The sequence below is a fragment of the Psychrobacter sp. SZ93C1 genome (genome assembly GCF_015864635.1).
Taxonomy (GTDB): Bacteria; Pseudomonadota; Gammaproteobacteria; order Pseudomonadales; family Moraxellaceae; genus Psychrobacter; species Psychrobacter fozii.
The window spans coordinates 1-17,368 of sequence record NZ_JADYWY010000013.1 but is presented as its reverse complement, the minus strand read 5'-3'; the positions used below and the strand labels follow the sequence as shown (position 1 = coordinate 17,368).

The following is a 17,368-nucleotide window of genomic DNA, read 5'->3' as shown; positions in this document are numbered from 1 at the left end:
GCAACCATAAGGAATAATTATTATGATGCAAGCTACAGATTTGCGGTTGACCTTTAATCCTGGAACGCCCATTGAAAACCCTGCACTACGCGGTATCAACTTAAACATAGCAGATGGTGAGTTTGTGACTGTCATCGGTACCAACGGTGCTGGTAAATCGACCTTTCTAAACGCCGTCAGTGGCACCACGCGCGTCGATAGTGGCTCAATCCTGTTAAACGGTATTGATGTCACCAAAAAGACTGCGCATCAACGTGCTCATTGGGTGGCTCGTGTGTTTCAAGACCCAATGGCAGGAACTTGTGAAGCGCTCACCATCGAAGAGAACATGGCGCTTGCTTATAAGCGCGGCGGCAAACGTGGTTTGAGCTTTGCGCTAAACCCAAATAACCGAGACTTGTTTAGAGAGAAACTCTCAGTCCTAAAGCTTGGACTAGAGAATCGCCTAACTGACCGTATGGGACTATTGTCTGGTGGTCAACGACAAGCCGTCAGTCTACTAATGGCATCATTGCAACCGTCTAAAATTCTATTACTAGATGAGCATACAGCGGCACTTGATCCCAAAACGGCGGCTTTCGTTTTAGAATTGACCGATAAGATTGTAACGGACAATAAGCTGACCACGATGATGGTCACGCACTCGATGCAACAAGCACTGGCACATGGCACACGTACCGTTATGTTGCATCAAGGCCAAGTCGTACTAGACGTCGCTGGTGATGCTCGTAAAGGCATGACTGTACATGATTTGCTCGATATGTTTGAGCAAACGCGCGGCGAAAAAGTCGAAGATGATAGCTTGATTTTGAGCTAATCTGCAAAACAGCTGCATTTGAATGCTAAATAAAAAACGCCTGTTAAATGGGCGTATTGAACATTATGAGCAAAAAAATAGCAAACGAGTAATTTTTAAGTTCTCACACAAAAAAGACGTCGTTTGCTATGCCTTGCTCAAAGAGCAACACTGGACAAGACTAAGGTCTATATTACTAGAGCTTAATATCTATGACACAGGGAATCTTAGACAAACGGTCGAAGGCGTACTGTATCGTATGCGTGTCGGCTATCCTTGGCGTGATCTACCCTCCTTATTTTTAATCATCATAGTCATTATATAAATTTTATAAAGAATGACAAACGACTTCAATCTTGTTCCCTGAAGGGTCGATTAGAAAAGCGGCATAATAACCCTCATGATACTCAGCTCGAAGTCCTGGCTGCCCAGCGTCATATCCACCATTAGCAATGCCTTGAACATGAAAGGAATCAACTCTATCTCTCTTATCGACTTGAAAACACCAATGGTTAGCATGGTTACGAGTGAAGTCTTGTGCCTCAAAGATAGTCAGATAGCTATTATGATGAGCAGCTGGCGTGTTCCGAACGCCGTATTTTAAAGCCTCGGCTGAACCCTCTACTTTCTTAGCACCTAAAATAGGCATAATAGCATCGTAAAATTTTTCAGCATTATTTAAGTTGGCAACCGATAGTGAGATATGATCAATTTGTAGCGTCATGAAAGTTCAACCTTAAAGTTATTAGAGTGTTAGGGTGTGTTATCAATTAGCACATTAATACATTATTTATCTACAATTTTTCTTATTTTAAGCCTCATAATCTAATCGATGACACACCCTAGGTGATTTAAAAATAAATAAGCATAATAGAGACACTTCTCTACTTTGCGCAAAAGCTTTTAATACCTATCAGCCGCAATGCTTACATTAATTTCCATATCGATAAAGGTAACTTTATTCATATTTAATTCCTTTAGTTTAAGTTTGCAAAGAGCAAGAACACACCTAATAGACCTAATATAAAACCAATGACACGATTGATTGCGACTTGCTGCTGTAGCATTTTTTCTCGTAGCGTCCGTTGAGAGAACAATAAAGCCACCAAGGCGAACCATATGAAGTGAGCCACAGACATAAACAAGCCATAACCGATTAAAATAGACTTTGGAGTACTGGCGCTAACAATCTGCGTATACGTGCTAATGACAAACAATGTAGTTTTGGGATTCAAAGCATTGGTAAAAAAGCCATAGCGCAATGCTTGTCCGGAACTGATGCGCGCAGAAGCGCCGACGTCATGTACAGGCTTTTGTGTGAATGTCTTATAACCAATATAAATAAGATAAAGTGCACCAAGATATTTTACAATTGTCAAAAAATTTGGCGCAAGCTTCATGACAATCGCAACAGCTACTAACGTATAAGTCACGTGTACTAAGACACCTAGCGCTATACCAATAGACGTTAGCACACCGACTGAACGCCCGTATAGGTAGCTATTCTTAGTAACAATAGCGAAATCAGCCCCAGGACTAATCACAGCAAGAATGGTAATCATAATAACGGTAAAAAATTCTGTCATTTAATGAACTCTATAAAGAAAATACCAATGTATAAAGAGTTTTATCTTTATATTAGTCTTTTCATATTATTAATTTAAGTGCATTCTCCTACATTTACAGATAAACTAAAATTGAGTTTATTACATCATCATCTATGAGTTTTTGGCATGATAGAAAAAATATCGTTGAATTCATTAAGGTTCTTTTACTACGTTGCAGAGCATAATAGTGTGACGCTTGCTTCTCAGAAACTGTTTGTGACACAAAGTGCAGTGAGTAAACAGATTAAGAATTTGGAAGATGCTTTAGGTGTATCTTTGTTTAACCGAGTCAATAAGAAACTGGTGCTCACAGCCAATGGCAATCTACTTTTTTCTTGTTGTCAGCAAATTTTTGCGAAATTAGATGACTGTCTTGTGGATCTAACGAGGCAAGATCATCGAAAAAAGCAACTGGTACTCTCCTGTGAGCCCACTATTTCAATGAAATGGTTGATACCGCGTTTGGCTGAATTTAATTCATTAAATTATGGGTTTGAAATTGTATTACTAACGGATGGTGGAGCAGTAGACTTTCAAGGGAAATCTATTGATATTGCTTTGCGCAGAAATGATTTTGAATGGGACCAAAATATATTTCATGAGAAAATTATTGAAGAATACATAGTCGCTGTCCGCAACCCTAGAACTGAACCAACGAATACCCTATTACTGACTTCTTCTCGACCAAATTTTTGGCATCACATAAATAAATCCAAGTTAGTGAGTAGCGAGATTTTATCGTACGAGACCATGGTGTTAGAGCACTTTTACTTATGTATTGAGGGATGCTTAGCTGGTTTGGGAACCGCTATTGTTTCAATATTTATGGTGGAAAAAGAACTTTCGCATCACTTTTTAGAATTAATCCATCCTCCAATGGCAGACAGCTCGTCTTATCATTTATTGTCTTATCACCCTTTTTACGAAGATGAGAGAAAGGTGGTGTTTAAAAATTGGCTGAAAAAAGAGATGCTGAATAGCAAGATACAGTTTATGCAAACTTTGCAGTGCGTATAGAAATTATATCGTGATATTTCGACAATACTTGCATTTTGTTATAAGTAAAAAAATATATTGAGTAAGATGAACAGCCCCAACTTTATCGGAGACTTAATATTCTGAGAAAATTGACTATATTAGATCCAACCCTCTTCGAAAAGCTGCTCAGTATTACGCACTTTATAGGTTTAGGCTATAGAACGCCAAGACAGATGTGGTTTGACTTTTATTGTCAGGCTACGTAACTAAAATCTCCCAAGTGAATGTCTACAGATTTGACAGCATAGGTCACTTATCAACCTTTGAGAACACTCAATCTTCTCGAAGGTTTTTTGTTATCTATAGTTACTGATTCTACAAATTTCTCGCTCATCATTATATAGTTGTCGTCTATAACAACAACTTATCCATCACCATTTATCTATGAGGTTTGTCATGCGCAAAATTCCTGTCTACTCCCACCCTGCTGCTGGTTGGCCTGCGCTGTTTTCCTCTACTCGTAAACTGATGGACTATCAAACTTTTTTGCGTGGCAGTGTCAGCGTATTCAAAAGCAACCAACCTCAAGGCGGATTTGATTGCCCAGGTTGTGCTTGGCCTGACCACAAGTCCCACAAAGCCATCGATGTCTGTGAAAATGGTATCAAGGTCATCGCTAGTGAAACCATGACCAAAAAAGCAGATGCCCAGTTCTTTACACGACACACCGTCACTGAACTACAAGGGTGGACAGGCTATGAGCTAGAGCACAGTGGCCGCTTATCAGAGCCGCTATATTATGATGCCGCACAAGACCGCTATGTAGCGATCTCTTGGGAGATGGCTTACCAACGTATCGCTGAACAATTCAAACAGCTGAGCTCGCCAGATGAGGCGCTCTTTTACACCTCAGGCCGTGTCACCAACGAGCCAGCCTTTATGTATCAGCTGTTCGTACGCTGTTTCGGTACTAATAACCTACCTGACTGCTCAAACATGTGTCACGAGCCAACCTCGGTCATGCTAGGTAAGCAGTTAGGTATTGGTAAAGCAACGGTCAAGTTAGAAGATTTTGAGCAAGCCAAACTTATCCTGATGTTTGGACAAAATCCAGCGACCAATCATCCGCGGATGCTTGAGATGCTTGCCCATGCTCACGAGCAAGGATGTCGAATTATTTCTATCAATCCCATGCGCGAACAAGGTCTCAGTAAATTTAGAAACCCACAAAAACCCACACATATGGCAGCAGGCCAAAGCAATGACATGGTCGATGAAGTGGTTCAACTTCAGATCGGTGGCGATGCGGCGTTATTGACAGGTATCGCCAAATGGCTGATTGAAAACGATAAAATCAACCACGATTTCATTACCACTCATACATCAGGTTTTGAGCCAATAAAACAGTGGTTGGCAGAGCAGTCATGGGCAGATATCGAGCTTGGTTGCGGTATTCTAGAAACAGACATTATAAATCTCGCCGAACTGGTGGCTGCTAGTCCTGCAACGATTTGCACATGGGGTATGGGTATCACTCAGCATGTGCAAGGCGATGACAATGTCGCGATGATTACCAATCTATTATTATTAATGGGAATGATTGGTATTGATGGAGCAGGCGCGTCTCCTGTTCGTGGGCACTCTAATGTACAGGGCGATCGCACCATGGGTATCCATGAACGTCCTAGCAAAAGCTTACTAGACAGTCTGGAACGTGTCTTTGAGCATCCTATGCCACAAAAGCATGGATATGACGTGGTTACTGGGGCCAAAGCGCTTATCGCTGGTAAACTAAAAATATTCATGGGCATGGGTGGCAACTATGCTGTGGCAGCGCCTGATACCAGTGCCATTGAACAAGCTCTGACGACAACGCAGCTTAATATATTTGTAGGTACCAAGTTAAATGAAACCATGTTGTACCCAGGTGCAAACAATCTAATCTTGCCATGTTTAGGGCGTACTGAACGCATCGTGACTGCTAAAGGGGAGCAATTTGCGACCATTGAAGACTCTATGTGTCAGGTAGTACCCACTCAAGGCACGCTCAAACCTGTCAGTGATACCTTAAAGTCTGAATCACAGATTGTGGCAGATATAGCCACTCATGTACTTGGCCCTGACTCTACTATTCCTTGGCAAGCGATGAGCGAGGATTTTGACATCGTTCGTGACTATGTTGCCCAAGCTATCAATGGCTTCGAAGATTTTAATCATCGCATTCGCACTACTGAACGTGGCTTTCATTTATATCATGCTGCTCGCCATCGTATATGGAATACTGACAGTGGTAAGGCACAGTTCGAAGTACCCAAATACCCAATTACTTATGTCGCCGCACAAATGGCAGAAACCACATCAGTTCTTGAAGACAATGCGAGAAAAAATGGCAACGTTGATGACGATCAAAACGATGGACAAAAGATTTGGCAATTGACCAGTGTTCGTAGTCATGACCAATTTAATACGATGATTTTTGGCTATAAAGATCGCTATCGTCAAACCAATCGCCGTGATGTTTTATTGATGCATCCTGATGAAATCAGCCGCCTAGGCTGGCACGCAGGTGATAGTGTCATGGTATCTCGACAAGGCAACTCAGATAGCACCAGCCAGCCGCGTACACTAGGGCCACTGGTATTGACTGAAATGGATATTGCATCCAATGCCGTTGCTGCCTATTACCCTGAATGTAATGACTTATTTGACTTAGACACGCATGCGCCCGATTCACACATACCAGCGTATAAATCAACGACGGTTGTCTTACAACGGGTCAATGCAAGCATTGCTGAGCCAGTATAGTAAGTGGGAAGTAGATCGTAAAATGATGACAACTGAAACCTATGTTAAAGAGCATGAGCACACCAGTGAGCAGCAGCATGAAAGCAATGTGTTTGAAAGCGTAAATACATCGATGACGCCACTGGTACGTACCCATTTATCAGAAAAGCATTATTATTCATCCGCTAGCAACAATGATGACAATACCTCTCAGGTACGTATTGATCGCCAACCAGCCAGTCTCGCTGTAGAGGCGGCGGTTGCCATCATTATCAATGGTATTCACTATGCGGTGCTGATGGCAAGCCCGCATCAGCTAGAGTATTTAGCTGTTGGGTTTTTATTTAGCGAAGGCTTGATCCAACACAGTCATGAATTGCTTGATTGGGATGTCACTCAACTAACCGATACCGCAAGCTACCAACCCCTTACTCAAGAATCAGCTGATCTGGAATCAGAAGATGTTGAAGCAGAAAGCCTTGAGCAAACCTTACAACAGCTACAGGACTATGATATTTATATCGTGGAACTGATCTTAAACCAACGCTGCCATCAACGTATCCAAGCACAGAAACGTCAGCTCGCAGGGCGCACAGGTTGCGGCATGTGCGGTATCACTGGACTGGCACAAGCTTTGCCTGATTTGAGTAGTTACGCCCAAGATAATGTATCAAACGGCTCAAATAAAAAATCCGCAACACCGAGTCTAGACGACTTATTAAAAATGCGACAACAAGTCGATGCCACACAGCACACGCACCAACTGACAGGTGCCGTACACGCTGCGGCAACGATGCATCAGCAGCAGTTATATCTATTTGAGGATGTAGGACGTCATAACGCCCTCGATAAACTAATCGGTTGGCAACTGCGTCAAAAGGTCGATGTCGACTGTGTACTAATGACCTCACGCCTATCAATTGAACTGGTACAGAAATCTATCCGTGGTCGCATACCTTGGCTGGTTGGCATGTCTGCGCCTACCAGTACAGCGGTACGTGTCGCTGAGCGTTATGGATTGGGCTTAGCAGGCTTCTTACGTAACGATAGAGTGACCTACTACTCGGGCATTTGATCCATCATCACGTATTCTGTGATAAAAGCTAATTCCTAGAACTAATGAATACGCATCATCTTAAATTTACTCATATTAGCTTCTCGTAACAACTCCCAATACCACCCCTTTCACTAAACCTAGACTATCTATTGATGGCTTACCTTGGGCGTTCCGACGCTCAAGGTAAGCCGTGTCTATATTTTAAAGATATTAATAAAAATAAGATAAGTTACAGTCAAACGATAAAAACACCCCAGATAATATCGAGATATTAACTAGATTTCTGACGTTGTTTTGGCTAGATTTAGCTACTTTTAGCCCATTTAGATGGTAAGCAATTGAATTGAGAAAATACTCTATTAATCTCGCATAACATTTGAGGTTGACGACATAATAGGTTACCCTGACCTCACGAACATGTTACATACACTTAACAGATCTGTAGTTTTATTTATTAATACCAAGTTCACTGTGCTGATTATTCACACAGTATTGGATTTGGTATTTGAATTACAGGTGATGCATCAATGCGATAGTTGAGCAAAAACCTCTTAACTATTGCTTATTACAGCTGATAAGGCTGTCTAAACCGAGCTCAGGTCATGCCCTCATGGCTTAGTGCTCATTCGTAATTCTGCTATAGACGCTCATCATATGAGCTTTCTTTAGCTCTCAGCTACCTTTGTGTATGCCTATTAATAGCGTCATGGTTTATCCATGAACTGACGCCTATTGAGAGTAGCCCCTGTCATTTTGATTTAACACGATGTGAGTCATAAAACAGCGGCACGACACTTAGTACTTGCTCAACACTACAGTTGGTATTTTTGCTGTCTACATTAGCCGCATACATCCAGTATGAGGGCTTTTTAGGCTATGTCGTATGCTCAATAGTTTGGAATAGATAATTTTAATAAACTTTATTTACTTAAAACAATTGCGAGGTATAAGTTTGAAAACTGAGTCATTGTTCCAATTTTCATCATTAACGATTATTTTATTACTACTAGCTTTTTATGGTGGCACTTACCTGCTTTCTTTGTTAATAAAAAAGGACAAAGAAACAACTTCTGGGTTTATGGTCGCAGGCCACGGTGTTGGCTTTGGTATGGGCGCGGCCAGTATGACCGCCACTTGGATTTGGGCTGCTTCATTTTATGCTGCTGCTACCTCTGGCTATAAATACGGCGTGTCAGGACCGATACATTATGGCTTCTGGGGCGCGTTGATGATTCTATTCATCTATCCTTTTGGTATGCGCTTTCGTGAGCTGGCCCCCAATGGTCACACGTTAGGCGAGCTCATCCATGCCCGCCATGGTTCATCAAGCCAATTAATTTTAGCAATATCTAATATTATGGGCAGCTTAATTAGCTTGATGGTCAACTTCACTGCTGCTGGAGCACTGGTGTCAGTATTGTCACCATTATCGTTCCAAACCGGTGTGATGATCGCGGGTATCGGGGTATTGAGCTATACGTTGACGTCAGGCTTCCGTGCATCCGTGTTTACCGACTTTGCGCAACTAGTCGCGTTGATGGCCATTGGTGTTGTCATTATCCCAGCGGTACTATTTGCCATGGGTGGGCCTGAAGTCATGGTTGAAGGACTGTCAAATCTGACATTGGAGCAACAAAACTTCTTTTCTTCTGAAGCATTCTTTCAGCAAGGCGCGCCCTATTTCGTTGCGGTATTGGCCTATGCGATCGGCAACCAAACCATTACCCAACGATTATTTGCGATTGATAAAACCAAGATTAAGGCTACCTTTGTCACAGCCACCGTCGGCTACGCTGGCATTGTCATTGGCTTAGGCATGATTGGATTGATGGCCGTCACCATCGGTATCGAACCACTCGATGGCAACATGAATAACCTGATTCCACAGATGGTCAGCACTTACCTGCATCCTGTCTTTATCGCATTATTCTTTATCTTAGTGATTGGTTCATTGTCATCCACTGCTGATTCAGATCTGTCAGCGCTATCGACGATTATGATGGCGGATGTCTACGGCAAAAACATTGCCAAAAAAGGTCATGTTAAACCAAAAACCATGATGCTTGTCGGTCGTGGCACGATGATTGTCGCGACGGCAGCTGGATTAATTTTTGCCAGCTTCAAACTCGATATTTTAGTGATGCTAGTCTTCGTTGGCGCATTGTGGGGTGCGATCGTCTTTCCTGTCATTGCCAGTGTCTTCTGGAATCGCGTCACCAATACTGCTTTCACCTCAGCCGTCATCATCGGACTTCTTCTATTCTGTGTTGTACGCTTTGAATTACTACCAATTACGGGTTTCACTGCCCTATTCTTCGAGATACTCGCCAGTGTCGGTGGCGCTGTCGTGATTGGCCTGATGGTCTTTGGATTCTTAGGTCGTAAGATTGGTATGGGAGCCGCTGCTATCACGCTCGTACTGATGCTAATCTTTGCCACTGGCTTCCTACGTCAATACATGGTTCTACTGGCCTCACTGACCGCTTACGGTGCGAGTACTATCGTCTGTGTGATAGTCAGCCTGATGGGGAACGAACATTTTGACTTTGACTTAATTAAGCAGCGTGTGGGTGACTACGATAATAAGCCTGATACACCACAAATTTAAATTGTCTTAACTGAAGTTTATTTGATGTAAACAACGGTTGGTCAGTTTGTCATAGCGTCATCAAACTGATCATCCGATAACTATTAAAAGAGACTATAAGGAGATAGTATGGATAACGTCTTTATCTACGGCTCATATATTTTGATTTGGCCAGTGATTACGCTAGGGGTGCTCATATTAATTTGCACCGCAACCTATCGTGATATTAAAAAAGCAAAACGTGATAACAAGGATATCGTTTAGCGTCTCATCGCCATTATTTTTAGAAAACATCACTGAGCACTGGCTTGGTGATAGCGTTATAAAGCCTATTAATCGTATAAATAACTCTAAATTAGGGTTATTTATAGATAAGGTAGTAAATAACCTGTTTTTAATGAAAAAATCACTTGTAATTTATTATAGTTTTGCTAATATAGGCCACCTTGATTGGCTGGATGGCAGAGTGGTCATGCAGCGGACTGCAACTCCGTTAACGCCGGTTCGATTCCGACTCCAGCCTCCAATTATTTATTAATTTTACGTTAATTTAAGCTTGCATTATTATCATAATTGACTATAATAGCGAGCACTTATCTAGTAACTAGATGGTCTATCAGCTAGCTTACATATTAGATAAAACAAGTTTTGCCCGGGTGGTGAAATTGGTAGACACAAGGGATTTAAAATCCCTCGCTAGCAATAGCGTGCCGGTTCAAGTCCGGCTCCGGGTACCATTACATTAAAAGGCTTCCAAGCAATTGGAAGCCTTTTTCTTATGCTTTAATATTTCTTATTGAACTAAATCTCTTCTTTAAACGCCCACTTCCTAGATGGTCTTCAGTAAGAATTTCATCTATATCTTTTGAAAACCATGCTTCTTTACATATCATAGGCTACGAGTAGTAGATTGTCTTGTGTTTGCATGGCAGAGTCAGTAAGCATTCATACAAACAATACCGTATCGATTTTAAAGTTATTAAATTATAGTTTGAGTCCATTACTTAAAATCAGTATTGATTTCATGGGTCTTCTAGACAACCCCCCTACTTATATTATTTACTCTTCAAATCAGGGACTGTAGTAGATAACTACTAGCTAAGCATTATAAGCCACTACCGCCCAAGCAAATAAACCAACGTTAATCGCGATCGCCACTATCCATCTGATATTCACTTGCCAGTTTTTACCTTGAAATGCCTTCTCCGCTTCTGGTGTAATTGGTTGAATAGGATACGGGTTATCTTGACCGTCCCATGTCAGTAACTTCTGCACATCGGGATGTAGAATCGCTCGTTTGACGCATTGATAATGACTGCCGTGAAATAAGTTCCCTAAAGCATAAAGTGAGCCTATAGCCAGCATGGCAACAACGGTGTCTCCAGTATGTTTCGTATTTATAGAACCCTCTCTTCGATAGATAATGTCGCTACAGGCAAATAATGATTTGCTAGTATCAGTAGGATAAGCCTGACATAACTTTGAATCTATCGATAGCGCTTCACTCGGGCTTTCCATATAGGTGCGAATAAACGCCCATTGCACTCTTGGATTGACGTTATAGTCCTCTAACTTTAGATGATGGGTGATATCGCCTGTCTCAGGATCAGCGACATAAAGATTAAGGGGTGTATACGCCCGATTGCCTTTGTCTTGATGGAGGTCTGGATGGACGTCCTTTTAGTCTACTATTTTCAGCTCATAAGGCTGTCTGATTTTCCATAGCGGACGGTAGTAGTAAGCTATTTTTTGCTGCTGCTTTAAAAAGTAGTATTGGGTGCGAAACGGTTTCTTGGTAATGAATTGATAGAGGATTAGGACTAAAGGTGTGCAAAATACTATAAACATAAAAATGCCCAGTATTATGAACGATACAGTAAAACCAGATAACACGAAATCCTTATTTAATATGAACAGGAAGATAAAAGTGACAGAAAACATAAAAGAAGAAAAATAAACCCATCCAATAGCAAAATAAAAATACCAGAAATAAGCAGGAAAAAAGGTAAGGTAATCAGGGTTTATATTATGAATTTCTCTATTAAGGTAGCTGATATCATCTTCATTATCGTTAAGTAGCGTCTTGTCTATAGGCTGAGAGTATGGACGCTCTATAGGATTGTTAAGTTCACTGATGTGGGTGGCAAAATCGTTGCGTAGTTACATTCAAAGCCTTCTTATTTTTATCTAAGCAGTCACATGCATAGTAAAAAATTTAATCACACTAAATGAAACCAATACAGTAGCGTATATGCCAGCCCTGTGTCATACCCCTTAATTGCCTCTATTATGTCAATAAAAAATGCAAAAACGAACAACATAATAATACCGAATAAAATAAGCGCGAGACTAAATACTAGCTTTTTCCAAATGGGTTGATTGGCATCTTCAACATTGCCTTCGGGCAAGTTTTTGTTTAAGTCATATGGATCGTTAGGATCTATCTGACATTCAGCTTCAATCTCAGGGCTAAACTTAGGGGTGATGCTGGTGTTGATAGATAATAAACGTCCCAGGTAACGTAACCAAGCAAAAGGTATTAGTAGGTATTCTGCTAATACAAGTCTAAATGTATTTGGATTCTCTTGATTAACGTGACTAGCATGATAGCCTAGCTTAACTCTTTGCAAAGACACTAATGGAGTTTCTCTCTTTTCATGTACAGGATGAACATAGCGAACAGCGCTTTTAACTTCTTTAAATTGCTTATCATTGTCTTCCATATATCTACGAACAAACTCGAAATGTCCTAGCAATGTACCTTCATCATGTCTATCTGCCCCTAAACTATTAACAAACGGTAAGCTAAACATCCCCGTAATAGTGACGCCATCATCAGCTAAAGTAATACCACGCACATCACCACCGTCTTTGTAGGTAGTGGCCATATAGAATTTTAGGTCATCCCAATCAAAAACTTGTACTTGGCGATTGGCTTGGCGAACATAAACCTTGCGTGTTTTTCGATTAAAGCTAATGGGAAGATAGGTATAGCTGAATAGCTCCGTTGAGAGTAAAGCCAGTAAATAAATAAAAACAACTATAAAGGCTAACGTTATGGCACTAGCCAATATCCCTAATAAAAAAGAGCCTGTTAGGAACTCGTCATACAGTATGATAAAACCTAAATAGATGACACCTGATATTAGTCCTAAAAAAAATAAACTGCCAAACGTGACATCACCTCGTATTCTATCCTGACGACCTGTTAGCTCCATATAAGTTGAATTAAACTGTACGACGGTGCGCTGCGGATAAAATGGTACGTCATAACTGTGTGCTTTATCTAGCCATTTGAAGTCCTTAATTTCTTGAACTCGTCCGCCTAAACCCACACCAAAATCACCACCGAATTTTTGATTGATTTCTTTATAACTAAGTTTGGTAAAGGGGTTTCTACCGTTAATATCTATCATTTAACTATCCTGTAGATCGATATCATCACCTACCACAGCACGATCAAATTGCTCTAATGTATGCTCAAGTGACCAAGCTTGAGAGTACGTTCCAGGCATTGATCCTCGTCTATATAGACATCCCCATTGTTTCTACCATCGCACAGCTCTGATGTCTTCAGATATCTAAATCCACCGAAATAACAGCAAATCCCACAGTATTTTAAAGAAGCTGGGATAATCACCATGTGGTCGCGCGGCACCGATGATATCAATAATAATGGCGAGTATCGATAAAGAAGCAAGCGTTGCAACTACCATCATTACGACATAAAACACTTTTTCTAACAAGGTGGCAGGCTCCATGAGCGCTGGTATCGGCGGGTTTTTATTTAAGTCAAATTTATCGTTGGGATCTACATCACACTGAACTTCTATCNCGACGTCCCAATAGCTTTAAAAACCAAAAAGGAATATTAATCATAAACGTCCAGTCTAACTTTAAAGTGTCTTCTGGATATTCCATATCATAGAAATCTTGATGATATTCAAATAAAGAACGTTGCGCACTTTCTTTAAAGGTTTCTTTACGTTGATGGACGGGAAAGATATGACGAATGCTACTGGCTACCTCAGCGAGCTCGCTATCATCTTTGGCAGACATATAGCGATTAACAAACTCAAAATGGCCATATAAGACCTTATATACTCTGTCGTATCGAAAAGGCAGACTAAAAGTGCGTTGGATAATACCCTTATCGTCTACGTCGCAGCAGCGGATATCCCATGGTGCATTGGCATCGGTCTGCATTTGTATCTTTAGACTACCCCAGTCATAGGTTTCTACTTTTTTATTGGCACCCATGACATAGACTTTGCCCTCTTTACGATTAAAACGAATGGGGAAATAGGTGTAGGTAAATAGCTCTCTGCTAAGACGTCTTAATACAACATAGAAAAGAGCAAAAAGCATTGAGGTGAGAAGTATAAATACAACAAAGTATAGACTTATACCATCCTTATCAAAAATCATCCCTAATACTAAGAAAAAAATACCGATGCCAAATAATAAAACTGATAAAATAAATAATTGACTCCAAACAATCTCGCCACGGATAGAGTCCCACATGTCTACCAGCTCCATATAGGTGCTATTAAACTGTACAACAGTACGCTGAGGCCGTAGTGGATAGTCAAGCTTTTGATATGGGCGCAGCTCATGTTGTAAGTTATCTACTTTATAGGCTTTACCTAAGGTGTCGTAGGTTCCGTTTTTTCCGCGGCCTATTATGTCGATCATCGTTTTACTCCGCCGTCTTTGTTAAAGCATCGTCATGCGTTTGGATGAATTTTTCATCGTTATTTTTATTGATATAGTCGATTCAATTTAAAAATAGTACAAGGCAACCGAGCGTAGATGTATATGTGATACTGCAAGCGAGGTTAACGCTGTAATACTTTTATAGTGGAATGACTATTCCATCACTGTCATAAGTATAACGCACGCGCTTACCTTGGCTGATAAGTTCTGCTGGACGACCTTGAGATTTGTGCTTCGCTGTTTGAGCTTGTTTATTAGTATCCTCTACTCTACTGCTATGAGTCGATACTCGGTTCCCTGCTGGGTCAAAGGCAAATTGTTCGATAATGCTAGTGTTTGACCCTGCTAGTTTATGCTGAGTTAGGCGACCCATGGCATCATACTGGTAGTGATGGTTGCGGGTGTGCTGCTGGACGGTATTGTCTTTACCTATGAGTGATGTCTGATTGCTGATGTCAGTTAGTTTGATACTAGGATCTTTGAGCCAGTTCTGTAGCGTGGCCTTGCTAATGTCATAGAATGCAAAAGCTTGTCTGATACTCATGTCTTGCTCTTCAACACTTTTAATCACTTGCGATCGAAAGTCTGCTGAATAAGTCATAATTTTTTGACTTTTCGCTTATTTTAAAACCGCTGTACCACTTTTATAAAATCTATACTATAGTCTTTATAGTTAATAGTATTTATTCCAGTACTTAGAATATATAATAGATAAATTATACAAAAAACCATAATTAGAAAAAGTTATATTAGAATTTCAATGGCGCTAGATTACCCTACACCATTTAATTCTCTACTAATCCTATAAAACAGTAATAGTTGATTTTTAAAAATGGAATTTTATTGTTTATCTGAGAAGTTATTTAAAATAAATATAGATATAATAAATTATTTCACTCTACTAAATATAATTTTTTATAACATAAGTTTATTTTGCTATTTTGAATATCGGCATAGCCATCATAAATATATATTGTATATTTACAGAAACCATTCCGACCTATCGTAAAACGTTTTCCCACACCAAACCCTTCTTCTTCATATGACGTATCCATTCTCATAACCTTCTCAGATAGTATAGACTTCATACTAACATCATATGAGTAACTAGCATTTGGCTTAAGAGATACGTAACTGAGAAAAGATTTTTTTATGTCATCATATTCAGGCTCTATCTTACTGTTTTCAAACTCAATTTTAGCTATTCTTATGACCTCATTGGTATTATTAACTAATTTTACAGTTGGACTAATCAAGTAAGAATAGAGCCATGAGATAACAGCTAGGCATAAAATAATAACTAACAAATATTTCAAATATTTCATACTAAGATTCCAAAATAATGTCGCTGGTAATTAATTTAGGATATTTATTATCTAAAACAATAATGTTTGACTTTCGAGTTTGGGAAACTATCGTCTGGTTTAGATGTAATTTGGTTTAAGATTTTTGTGGCTGTAATATCACGGCTTAGTGAGTAGGCTTCAAATAGTTCAATACCTATTAGCATTCCAGTTTCATCATCAATTGTATCTCCTGATCCTTTGAATGCGTCTCTAAAATGAAATTTCAATAATTTTATTATAGTATCTTTAGTATCTTTAGTTACTTGCTGTATACCTGACCCCATCATCAGCTGATCCTTTGTAAAGCCAACAGATCTTCCTACATACCCGTAATGAATGTTTGACCATATATCGAGAAAATAATCGTGTCCTCTGTATTTGTGATACCACGTTTCAGACCATGTAGATTTTGGAGGCGGTAAAGGACGATAAACAGCTACATGTTTAAATTTTTCTCGAATTTTATTCTTATGATCCCAAGGTTTGTTTGTATTTACTTTTCCAATCCATAGCTCAGCGGCAGTAATTTTAGATCTACTTCTATGATTTGCACCTGCTATAGGGTGTCCTGTCTGTTTAGATATTTGTGTAATTGATGCGTCAGCTTTATTAAAGATCCTTTCAAGTTGGTTAGAGATTTCACCTGTTAAGTGATATCTCATTCTATGTGCAACTGGAGAATTAACGTTAGTCTGTATCTCATCAACAATATATTGAGCTACTTGAATAGCGCCATCTGCGTGGTTACAAGCGGCTATACGTATCTGCCGTTCCATCTCTTTGTTTGATTGGGTCATAGCTTTTGTTGATTTAACATAAATTGAATTAAAGTCTCTACTTAGTAAGTCAATACTTTTTTTGTCGGTAGCCTTTAGTACGCCTTGAGCTAAAACAAGCTTGGTATTAGAGCCAGCAACTACTTGGTAAGTTATAAGCATATCGCCAATGCTAATTTTAGTATCCTCGTATTGAAAACTAATCGTTTTATTTCCCAATTTTTCGATAGATCCTATCAATGGTACCTTGGAAGTGATACCAGCGTTATTAATGTCAATTTGATACTGACTTTTTGATAGAATTTGTGTGCTACTACTGACATGTAAATGAATATATCCTGTTTTCTTAGCCATTGTCTTGTCCCTCTACAACATGTATTTCAATATTTTCTGGTTCTTCAGTAATAAACTGCTCGGTATAGCCTAAATTATCTGTCTTACCTGTTATCATTTCCTCAGTCGTATGGTTATAGGCAATATAGTCACGGTTTCTAAGAATATTACCTTGCTTATCTTTAATCTCATATTTCAAATAAAACTTCTCGCCTTCTATTATCTTTGCCTGTCTAAGAACAATAGCTTTGGCAATACTCCTACCCCCACTGCCCCGATCCACCTTACTAGCCTTATAGCCCACTTGAGCAGGCGTGATAAACGTCACATTGCCACCTGATATCTCAATACCACTGCCTGCCGCTTTTAGGGTCAGCGTATCAGGCGC

16 protein-coding genes, 2 tRNA genes and 1 pseudogene are annotated in these 17,368 nt (G+C 40.0%); 9 read left to right on the top strand and 10 right to left on the bottom strand.

The window, feature by feature from the left end:
• Positions 1–22: 22 nt before the first annotated feature.
• Together I6E83_RS13915 and I6E83_RS13910 are read left to right on the top strand one after the other, a co-directional pair.
• Positions 23–817: an ABC transporter ATP-binding protein gene (locus I6E83_RS13915; protein ID WP_110922506.1), complete on the top strand. Its 795-nt coding sequence runs from the start codon at positions 23–25 to the stop codon at positions 815–817.
• 133 nt (positions 818–950) lie between these two features.
• Positions 951–1,097 (top strand): annotated as a pseudogene (locus tag I6E83_RS13910) (IS5/IS1182 family transposase); the annotation flags it as partial.
• A 27-nt stretch (positions 1,098–1,124) separates the two neighbouring features.
• Here I6E83_RS13910 and I6E83_RS13905 read toward each other — a convergent pair.
• Positions 1,125–1,520 (bottom strand): VOC family protein, encoded by a 396-nt coding sequence (locus I6E83_RS13905; RefSeq protein ID WP_197102753.1) that lies wholly within the window; start codon positions 1,518–1,520, stop codon positions 1,125–1,127.
• A 253-nt stretch (positions 1,521–1,773) separates the two neighbouring features.
• Complete coding sequence (locus I6E83_RS13900; RefSeq protein ID WP_194197086.1) at positions 1,774–2,382, bottom strand: LysE family translocator; 609 nt, start codon at positions 2,380–2,382, stop codon at positions 1,774–1,776.
• A gap of 147 nt (positions 2,383–2,529) precedes the next feature.
• Here I6E83_RS13900 and I6E83_RS13895 point away from each other — a divergent pair, with 147 nt between their 5' ends.
• The 7 genes from I6E83_RS13895 to I6E83_RS13870 all read left to right on the top strand — a co-directional run bounded on the left by I6E83_RS13895 (position 2,530) and on the right by I6E83_RS13870 (position 10,546).
• Positions 2,530–3,420, top strand: coding sequence for a LysR family transcriptional regulator (locus I6E83_RS13895; protein WP_197102751.1), 891 nt, complete (start codon positions 2,530–2,532; stop codon positions 3,418–3,420).
• Between the two features lie 417 nt (positions 3,421–3,837).
• Positions 3,838–6,186 (top strand): FdhF/YdeP family oxidoreductase, encoded by a 2,349-nt coding sequence (locus I6E83_RS13890; protein WP_197102748.1) that lies wholly within the window; start codon positions 3,838–3,840, stop codon positions 6,184–6,186.
• A 112-nt stretch (positions 6,187–6,298) separates the two neighbouring features.
• Positions 6,299–7,240 carry a formate dehydrogenase accessory sulfurtransferase FdhD gene (locus I6E83_RS13885; RefSeq protein WP_413787071.1) on the top strand — a complete coding sequence of 314 codons (942 nt, stop codon included), beginning with the start codon at positions 6,299–6,301 and terminating at the stop codon, positions 7,238–7,240.
• Positions 7,241–8,189: 949 nt separating this feature from the next.
• A complete protein-coding gene (locus I6E83_RS13880) occupies positions 8,190–9,830 on the top strand; it encodes a sodium:solute symporter family protein (protein WP_197102836.1) in 1,641 nt (546 codons plus the stop codon).
• 108 nt (positions 9,831–9,938) lie between these two features.
• Complete coding sequence (locus I6E83_RS14800) at positions 9,939–10,073, top strand: putative transporter small subunit (protein WP_220034714.1); 135 nt, start codon at positions 9,939–9,941, stop codon at positions 10,071–10,073.
• A gap of 188 nt (positions 10,074–10,261) precedes the next feature.
• Positions 10,262–10,335: transfer RNA gene (locus I6E83_RS13875), tRNA-Cys, on the top strand.
• Positions 10,336–10,459: 124 nt separating this feature from the next.
• Positions 10,460–10,546: transfer RNA gene (locus I6E83_RS13870), tRNA-Leu, on the top strand.
• 361 nt (positions 10,547–10,907) lie between these two features.
• Here the strand turns inward: I6E83_RS13870 and I6E83_RS13865 are convergent.
• The 8 genes from I6E83_RS13865 to I6E83_RS13830 form a co-directional block, all read right to left on the bottom strand.
• Entirely contained in the window at positions 10,908–11,327 is a 420-nt protein-coding gene (locus I6E83_RS13865) for a hypothetical protein (protein WP_197102746.1), read from the bottom strand.
• A gap of 701 nt (positions 11,328–12,028) precedes the next feature.
• The gene (locus I6E83_RS13860) at positions 12,029–13,225 is read right to left on the bottom strand and encodes a DUF6708 domain-containing protein (RefSeq protein WP_197102744.1); all 1,197 of its coding nucleotides are present in this window, start codon (positions 13,223–13,225) and stop codon (positions 12,029–12,031) included.
• Positions 13,226–13,390: 165 nt separating this feature from the next.
• Positions 13,391–13,570, bottom strand: a complete 180-nt coding sequence (locus tag I6E83_RS13855) for a hypothetical protein (protein ID WP_197102742.1) — start codon at positions 13,568–13,570, stop codon at positions 13,391–13,393.
• Positions 13,571–13,625: 55 nt separating this feature from the next.
• The gene (locus I6E83_RS14945) at positions 13,626–14,504 is read right to left on the bottom strand and encodes a DUF6708 domain-containing protein (protein ID WP_197102740.1); all 879 of its coding nucleotides are present in this window, start codon (positions 14,502–14,504) and stop codon (positions 13,626–13,628) included.
• Positions 14,505–14,664: 160 nt separating this feature from the next.
• The gene (locus I6E83_RS14795; RefSeq protein ID WP_227680964.1) at positions 14,665–15,126 is read right to left on the bottom strand and encodes an IS630 transposase-related protein; all 462 of its coding nucleotides are present in this window, start codon (positions 15,124–15,126) and stop codon (positions 14,665–14,667) included.
• A gap of 292 nt (positions 15,127–15,418) precedes the next feature.
• Complete coding sequence (locus tag I6E83_RS13840) at positions 15,419–15,850, bottom strand: hypothetical protein (RefSeq protein WP_197102738.1); 432 nt, start codon at positions 15,848–15,850, stop codon at positions 15,419–15,421.
• A gap of 47 nt (positions 15,851–15,897) precedes the next feature.
• Positions 15,898–17,001: a polymorphic toxin type 44 domain-containing protein gene (locus I6E83_RS13835; protein WP_197102729.1), complete on the bottom strand. Its 1,104-nt coding sequence runs from the start codon at positions 16,999–17,001 to the stop codon at positions 15,898–15,900.
• Positions 16,994–17,368 (bottom strand): hypothetical protein (locus tag I6E83_RS13830; protein WP_197102727.1); only part of this gene is annotated, 375 nt, incomplete at its 5' end. The genes I6E83_RS13830 and I6E83_RS13835, both read right to left, overlap by 8 nt.

Coding starts and splice junctions, on each gene's coding strand:
- I6E83_RS13915 (WP_110922506.1), top strand. CDS start 23: ATGATGCAAGCTACAGATTTGCGGTTGACCTTTAATCCTGGAACGCCC.
- I6E83_RS13905 (WP_197102753.1), bottom strand. CDS start 1,520: ATGACGCTACAAATTGATCATATCTCACTATCGGTTGCCAACTTAAAT.
- I6E83_RS13900 (WP_194197086.1), bottom strand. CDS start 2,382: ATGACAGAATTTTTTACCGTTATTATGATTACCATTCTTGCTGTGATT.
- I6E83_RS13895 (WP_197102751.1), top strand. CDS start 2,530: ATGATAGAAAAAATATCGTTGAATTCATTAAGGTTCTTTTACTACGTT.
- I6E83_RS13890 (WP_197102748.1), top strand. CDS start 3,838: ATGCGCAAAATTCCTGTCTACTCCCACCCTGCTGCTGGTTGGCCTGCG.
- I6E83_RS13885 (WP_413787071.1), top strand. CDS start 6,299: ATGACGCCACTGGTACGTACCCATTTATCAGAAAAGCATTATTATTCA.
- I6E83_RS14800 (WP_220034714.1), top strand. CDS start 9,939: ATGGATAACGTCTTTATCTACGGCTCATATATTTTGATTTGGCCAGTG.
- I6E83_RS13865 (WP_197102746.1), bottom strand. CDS start 11,327: ATGGAAAGCCCGAGTGAAGCGCTATCGATAGATTCAAAGTTATGTCAG.
- I6E83_RS13860 (WP_197102744.1), bottom strand. CDS start 13,225: ATGATAGATATTAACGGTAGAAACCCCTTTACCAAACTTAGTTATAAA.
- I6E83_RS13855 (WP_197102742.1), bottom strand. CDS start 13,570: ATGGAGCCTGCCACCTTGTTAGAAAAAGTGTTTTATGTCGTAATGATG.
- I6E83_RS14795 (WP_227680964.1), bottom strand. CDS start 15,126: ATGACTTATTCAGCAGACTTTCGATCGCAAGTGATTAAAAGTGTTGAA.
- I6E83_RS13840 (WP_197102738.1), bottom strand. CDS start 15,850: ATGAAATATTTGAAATATTTGTTAGTTATTATTTTATGCCTAGCTGTT.
- I6E83_RS13835 (WP_197102729.1), bottom strand. CDS start 17,001: ATGGCTAAGAAAACAGGATATATTCATTTACATGTCAGTAGTAGCACA.